This is a genomic window from Crossiella sp. SN42, from assembly GCF_023897065.1.
Taxonomy (GTDB): domain Bacteria; phylum Actinomycetota; class Actinomycetes; order Mycobacteriales; family Pseudonocardiaceae; genus Crossiella.
In genome coordinates this window covers 230,449-237,159 of sequence record NZ_JAMHIV010000009.1, presented here as the reverse complement: position 1 = coordinate 237,159, position 6,711 = coordinate 230,449, and the positions used below count along the sequence as shown (strand labels likewise).

The window sequence follows — 6,711 nt, the reverse complement described above, 5'->3', positions numbered from 1 at the left end:
TCCGGCGAGGACATTCTTTTGATCTTCGGGGTTTCAGGTGAAGATCAAAGTCAAGAGCGTCCTCGCCGGACGGGCAGAGATCAAAGCATGGGGGGGAAAATCAAAGGCAGAGACGCAAGCGGGTCTTGAGGTTCCCCATGCCCGTCAACCTTCCGAAATCGAACCACATCCCAGCGAGCAGCCGCCGTCACGCTGCGAGGCGTTGGCGGCGGTTGCTGTGAGCGTCTGCTCGCTGGGATGTGGTGCGATGTCTCCAGGTTGACGGGCATGGGGAACCTCAAGACTTCGGACAGGTTTTGAAAAGCCAGCCCCTCGCTGGTTCGCGGGCTTCGCCCTGCGGTCGCGACGGCCGACACACCAAGTACGACAACGGCCAACTCGCCGGGGGTTTCCCTCCGCGCGCGTTGGCCGTTGTTGTACCGGGTGTCTTGCTGGTCAGGACTCCGGCTTGGGGTCTTCCTTGCGGGTGACCGGGTCCGCGGGCGCCTTGTCCGGGGTGGCGTCGGCGGGGACGGTGGCTTCCGCCGGCTTGTCCTCCGGCCTGGGGCCGAGGCCTGCCGGGGGTTCCTCGCCGTCCGGGACCGGCTTGGTGGGGTCGTCCTCGGGTTCGGGGTCCTTGCGCCAGTCGGCTGGGTCCTCGCGCTTGCCCCGGACCAGCAGGAGGTAGGCGATGGCGCCCAGGAAGACGACGGCGCTGGTGATCACGTTGATGCGGACGCCGAACACCAGGGTGGCGGTGTCGGTGCGCATGATCTCGATCCAGAAGCGGCCCAGGGTGTAGCCCGCGACGTACAGGGCGAAGACGCGGCCGTGGCCCATGCGGAACTTGCGGTCGGCCAGGACCAGCAGGAGGGCGACGCCCAGGTTCCACACCAGTTCGTAGAGGAACGTGGGGTGGACCACCGCGATGGGGATGTGGTTCTCCGCGACGCCGCCGAGGGCGTCGGGCAGGCCGGTCTCCGGGTCGATGCGGCGGTAGATCTCCAGGCCCCACGGGAGGTCGGTGGGGCCGCCGAAGAGCTCCTGGTTGAACCAGTTGCCGAGGCGGCCGACCGCCTGGGCGACCACGATGCCGGGGGCCACCGCGTCGGCGAAGACCCGCAGCGGGACGCCTCGTTTGCGGCAGCCGATCAGCGCGCCGACCGCGCCCAGGGCGATGGCGCCCCAGATGCCCAGGCCGCCGTTCCAGATGTAGAGGGCCTCGATCGGGTTGCCGTCGGGGCCGAAGTACTTGGGCCAGTCCGTGGCCACGTGGTACAGCCGGCCACCGATGAGCCCGAAGGGCACCGCGTACACCGCGACGTCGACCACGGTGCCGGACTCGCCGCCGCGGGCGATGAGGCGGCGTTCGCCCCACCAGATCGCGATGACGATGCCCGCGATGATGCACAGGGCGTAGGCGCGCAGCGGGAACGGCCCGAGCTGCCACACGCCGCGGTCAGGGCTGGGGATGGTCGCCAGGAAGGCCGTGGAATCGGCCATCAGTGCGGTCAGCGTGCCAGTCACAGGCCACACCGTAGCCCCCTCGCGTCAGCTCACGGTGTGGCGGGCGGGAACTACCTCCTCACGCTCCGGTCACAACCGACGTTCGGACCCCGTTGGCGAGCTCCCCCGCCAGGTCACGCACGCCCTGCTCGCCCCGGGCGCTCGCCGAGACGAAGGCCGAGCCCACGATGACCGCGTCCGCGAAGGCCGCCACCTCGGCCGCCTGCGCGCCGGAGCGGACGCCCAGGCCGACGCCGACCGGGATGTCGGTGTGCTGGCGGACCCGTGCGACCAGTTCGGGGGCCATGCTGCTGACCGTGTCGCGGGCGCCGGTGACGCCCATGGTGGAGGCGGCGTACAGGAAGCCCCTGCTGGCCTTGGCGGCCAGGGTCAGGCGTTCGTCGGTGGAGGCGGGGGCGACCAGGAAGATCCGGTCCAGGTCATGCGCCTCGGCCGCGGCCAGCCAGTCGTCGGCCTCGTCGGGGATCAGGTCCGGGGTGATCACGCCGAGGCCACCGGCGGCGGCCAGGTCGCGGGCGAAGGCGTCCACGCCGTAGCGGTGCACCGGGTTCCAGTAGGTCATCACCACCGCGCGACCGCCCTTGGCCGCCAGCGCCTCGACCGTGGGGAACAGGTCGCGCACCCGGAAGCCGTTGCGCAGCGCCTGGTGCGCGGCGGCCTCCACCGTGGGGCCGTCCATCACCGGGTCGGAGTGCGGCAGGCCGACCTCGACCAGGTCGCAGCCGCCGTCCAGCATCGCCGAGAGCAGCGCGGTGCCCTCGGCGACCGTGGGGTAGCCCGCGGGCAGGTAGCCGACCAGGGCCGCGCGCTGCTCGGCGCGGCAGGTCTCGAACAGCGGGGCGAGCCGCGACATCAGGCGTCCTCTCCGACCAGGCCGAACCACTTCGACGCCGTGTGCACGTCCTTGTCCCCGCGCCCGGACAGGCACACCAGGATGCTGCCCTCCGGCCCGAGCTCCTGACCGAGCTTGAGCGCCCCGGCCAGCGCGTGCGCGGACTCGATGGCCGGGATGATGCCCTCGGTCCGGCACAGCAGCTGGAAGGCCGCCATCGCCTCCGCGTCGGTGACCGCCCGGTACTCCGCCCGCCCGAGGTCCTTGAGCCAGGAGTGCTCCGGCCCGACCCCCGGGTAGTCCAGCCCGGCCGAGATCGAGTGCGCCTCGGTGATCTGCCCGTCCTCGTCCTGCAGCAGGTAGGAGCGGGTGCCGTGCAGCACGCCGGGGGTCCCCGCGGACAGCGTCGCGCCGTGCCTGCCGCTGTCCAGGCCCTCGCCGCCGGGCTCCAGCCCGAGCAGCCGGACGCCGGGGTCGTCGATGAAGCCGTGGAAGATGCCGATCGCGTTCGAGCCGCCGCCCACGCAGGCCGCCACCACGTCCGGCAGCTTCCCGGTGCGCTCCAGCACCTGGGCGCGGGCCTCCTCGCCGATGACCTTGTGCAGGTTGCGCACCAGCACCGGGAACGGGTGCGGACCGGCCGCGGTGCCCAGCAGGTAGTGCGTGCGGTCGACGTTGGCCACCCAGTCCCGCAGCGCCTCGTTGATCGCGTCCTTGAGCGTGCGCGAGCCGGTCTTCACCGGGATGACCTCGGCGCCCAGCAGCCGCATCCTGGCCACGTTGAGCGCCTGCCGCTCGGTGTCCACCTCGCCCATGTAGACCACGCACTCCAGCCCGAGCAGCGCGCAGGCGGTGGCCGTGGCCACCCCGTGCTGCCCGGCCCCGGTCTCCGCGATCACCCGGGTCTTGCCCATCCGCTTGGTCAGCAGCGCCTGGCCCAGCACGTTGTTGATCTTGTGCGAGCCGGTGTGGTTGAGGTCCTCGCGCTTGAGCATGATCCGCGCCCCGCCCGCGTGCTCGCCGAAGCGCGGCGCGTCGGTCAGCGGCGACGGGCGGCCCGCGTAGTCCTTGAGCAGCCGGTCCAGCTCGCCGGTGAACTCCGGGTCCACTCTGGCCGACTCGTAGGCCGCGGACAGCTCGTCCAGCGCGGCGACCAGCGCCTCCGGCATGTACCGCCCGCCGTAGGGGCCGAAGTGGCCCCTGGCGTCCGGGCCGTGCTGGGCGGACTGTTCGGACTGGTCAACACTCATCTGGGAGCGGTTCTCCTTGCGAAGTTCAGCGACTGGGTCGCGGGCACGCGGGGTGTGAGCCCGCGGTCACCAGCTGGGTCACCGCGGCACGCGGGTCGCCGCTGGTCACCAGGCCCTCGCCGACCAGCACCGCGTCCGCGCCGACCCCGGCGTAGGCCATCAGGTCGCCCGGGCCGCGCACCCCGGACTCGGCGATCTTGAGCACCTCCCAGGGCAGGCCGGGCGCGATCCGCCCGAACACGTCCCGGTCGACCTCCAGGTTGTGCAGGTTGCGCGCGTTGATGCCGATCACCTTGGCGCCGGCCTCCAGCGCGCGGTCGGCCTCCTCCGCGGTGTGCACCTCCACCAGCGCGGTCATGCCGAGGGACTCGACCCGGTCCAGCAGCGACTCCAGCGCGAACTGCTCCAGCGCCGCCACGATCAGCAGCACCATGTCCGCGCCGTAGGCCCGCGCCTCGTGCACCTGGTACGGGGTGACGATGAAGTCCTTGCGCAGCAACGGAACATCGACCACCGCCCGCACCGCGGCCAGGTCGGCCAGCGAGCCGCCGAAGCGACGGCCCTCGGTCAGCACGCTGATCACCCTGGCGCCACCGGCCGCGTAGTCCTTGGCCAGCTCCGCCGGTTCCGGGATGTCGGCCAGGTCGCCCTTGGACGGACTGCGCCGCTTCACCTCCGCGATCACACCGACGCCGGGCGCGCGCAACGCGGCCAGCACGTCCTTGGCCGCCGGTGCCAACTGGGCGCGTTCCTTGATCAGCTCGAAGGGAACCTCCGCCTCGCGGAGGGCCAGATCCGCACGCGCACCCTCGACGATCTGCTCCAGGACGCTCACGTGCACTCCCCGTTTTGCCTCAGCCCGCTCGCAAGCTTCCGCACTTGAAACCCCTTCCCGCCGCGCCGAAGCGCCGAAAGGATGCTAACCCCGCCGCCGGTCGGCTTCTGGCATCGGGTCGGCAGATCCGCCCTGGGTAGCAAGGTCGTTCGTCGTTTCGGCGGTGTCGCCGAGGGTGGGATCGGCCCCTGAGTCAAGGCTGTCCCACAGGCGACGATCAGCGTCAACCGATCGGCGGACCTCGCTGGAGGCGGCATATTTTCCCCCCATCCGCGGCATCCGGTGACCCCTTGCCAGGACCAGGATCCCACCGCAGGCCAGTGCCAGCAGGCCGAACACCGCGAGTGCCGAACCAGCCACGGAGTGCGAGGAAAGCCCGTCCCACAGCAACACTCCGCCACCGACGGCGACCAGCAGCACGAGCCCGCCGAGCACCCGCCGGAACCAGCCGCCGGCGGCCAGCACGCCCGCGATCGCGGCCAGCGCGAAGGCGGCCAGCCCGGTGGCCGAGCCGAGCGCGACGGTGACTTCGGCCGCGCCCCACAGCGCGGCCGCCGCGGCCAGGGACAGCAGCACGACAGTCCACAGTGGACCGCTGCCGGGCCGCCGCGCGCGCTCCGGCTCGGACAGGCGCTGGGATCCGGGCGCGCGCTGCGGCTCAGGCGAGGGCTGCGGCTCAGGCGCGCGCTCTGACTCGTGGGCTTGCTCCGGCTCAGCGTTCACTGGCCAGCTCCAGGGTCTCCGCGGTGGCGATCGCGGCCAGCACCGCGCGCGCCTTGTTCAGGCACTCGGTGTCCTCGGCCGCCGGATCCGAGTCGGCCACCACGCCCGCGCCCGCCTGCACGTAGGCCCGCCCCTGCTTCATCAGCGCGGTGCGGATGGCGATCGCGGTGTCGGCGTCCCCGGCGAAGTCCAGGTAGCCGACCACGCCGCCGTAGAGCGCGCGGCGGCTGGGCTCCAGCTCCTCGATCAGCTCCATCGCCCTCGGCTTGGGCGCGCCGGACAAGGTCCCAGCCGGGAAGCAGGCGGTGACCGCGTCAAAAGCGGTGCGGCCGGGGGCCAGCTCGCCGGTGACCGCGGAGACGATGTGCATGACGTGGCTGTAGCGCTCCACGCTGAAGAAGTCGACCACGTGCACCGAGCCCGGCGTGCACACCCGGCCCAGGTCGTTGCGGGCCAGGTCGACCAGCATCAGGTGCTCGGCGCGTTCCTTCTCGTCGGCGAGCAGGTCCTTGGCGAGCAGCGCGTCCTCCTCGTCGTCGGCCCCTCGCCACCGGGTGCCCGCGATCGGGTGCGTGGTCACCTTGCCGTCGCGGACTGTGACCAAGGCCTCCGGGCTGGATCCCACGATGTCGAACCCGTCCAGCCGCAGCAGGTACATGTACGGGCTCGGGTTGGTGGTGCGCAGCACCCGGTAGACGTCCAGCGCGTCGGCCTCGGTGTCCACTTCGAACCGTTGCGAGACGACGATCTGGAAGGCCTCCCCGGCCCGGATCGCCTCCTTCGCGGTCTCCACCGCGGCCCGGTAGTCCGCGCTGGTGCGCTGCCGGTCGAACCGCGGCTGCGGGCGCTGGAACACCGCTGCGGTGGGCGCGGCCGCGGTGCACAGGTTCGCGGTCATCTCCTCCAGCCGGGCCACCGCGTCGTCGTAGGCGGCGTCCACCCGCTCGTCGGTGTCGTCCCAGTTCACCGCGTTGGCGATGAGGGTGATGACGCCCTCGTGGTGGTCCAGCGCGGCCAGGTCGGTGGCCAGCAGCATGACCAGCTCGGGGATGTCCAGGTCGGCGGCGGCCAGCGAGGGCAGCCGCTCCAGGCGGCGCACCGTGTCGTAGCCGAGGTAGCCGACCATGCCGCCGGTCAGCGGGGGCAGGCCGGGCAGCGGGTCGGTCTGCAGCGCCCGCACGGTCTCCCGCAGCGCGACCAGCGGGTCGCCGCCGCTGGGCATGCCGACCGGCGGGGTGCCGGTCCACACCGCCTCGCCCTCGGCCACGGTGAGCGCGGCCGGGCTGCGCACGCCCACGAAGGACCAGCGGGACCAGGACCGCCCGTTCTCCGCGGACTCGAACAGGAAGGTGCCGGGACGGCTGGCGGCCAGCTTGCGGTAGACGCCCAGCGGGGTCTCGCCGTCGGCCAGCAGCCTGCGCACCACCGGGATCACCCTGCGGTCGCGAGCGAGCTCGCGGAACTCCTCGCGGGTCGGGCTGAGCTCGCCCATCGGCGTGCCGCCGGGGCGGGAGCTGGTGACTGTGGGGCTGACCGCGCTGACCATGGACGACATTGTGCCGGGT

At 72.2% G+C, this 6,711-nt stretch carries 6 protein-coding genes; all 6 read right to left on the bottom strand.

Features of this window, described 5'->3' with window-relative positions; translation table 11 throughout:
- Positions 1-435 precede the first annotated feature (435 nt).
- Positions 436-1,482, bottom strand: a complete 1,047-nt coding sequence (lgt, locus tag M8C13_RS13435; RefSeq protein WP_252480889.1) for a prolipoprotein diacylglyceryl transferase — start codon at positions 1,480-1,482, stop codon at positions 436-438.
- Between the two features lie 82 nt (positions 1,483-1,564).
- Entirely contained in the window at positions 1,565-2,359 is a 795-nt protein-coding gene (gene trpA, locus M8C13_RS13430) for a tryptophan synthase subunit alpha (RefSeq protein WP_252480872.1), read from the bottom strand.
- Positions 2,359-3,588 (bottom strand): tryptophan synthase subunit beta, encoded by a 1,230-nt coding sequence (trpB, locus tag M8C13_RS13425; RefSeq protein WP_252480871.1) that lies wholly within the window; start codon positions 3,586-3,588, stop codon positions 2,359-2,361. The genes trpA and trpB overlap by 1 nt, the downstream gene beginning before the upstream one ends.
- Positions 3,589-3,613: 25 nt before the next feature.
- Positions 3,614-4,423, bottom strand: a complete 810-nt coding sequence (gene trpC, locus M8C13_RS13420) for an indole-3-glycerol phosphate synthase TrpC (protein WP_252480870.1) — start codon at positions 4,421-4,423, stop codon at positions 3,614-3,616.
- Between the two features lie 84 nt (positions 4,424-4,507).
- Entirely contained in the window at positions 4,508-4,999 is a 492-nt protein-coding gene (locus tag M8C13_RS13415; RefSeq protein WP_252480869.1) for a Trp biosynthesis-associated membrane protein, read from the bottom strand.
- 136 nt (positions 5,000-5,135) lie between these two features.
- Complete coding sequence (locus M8C13_RS13410) at positions 5,136-6,692, bottom strand: anthranilate synthase component I (RefSeq protein WP_252480868.1); 1,557 nt, start codon at positions 6,690-6,692, stop codon at positions 5,136-5,138.
- Between the last annotated feature and the right edge of the window lie 19 nt (positions 6,693-6,711).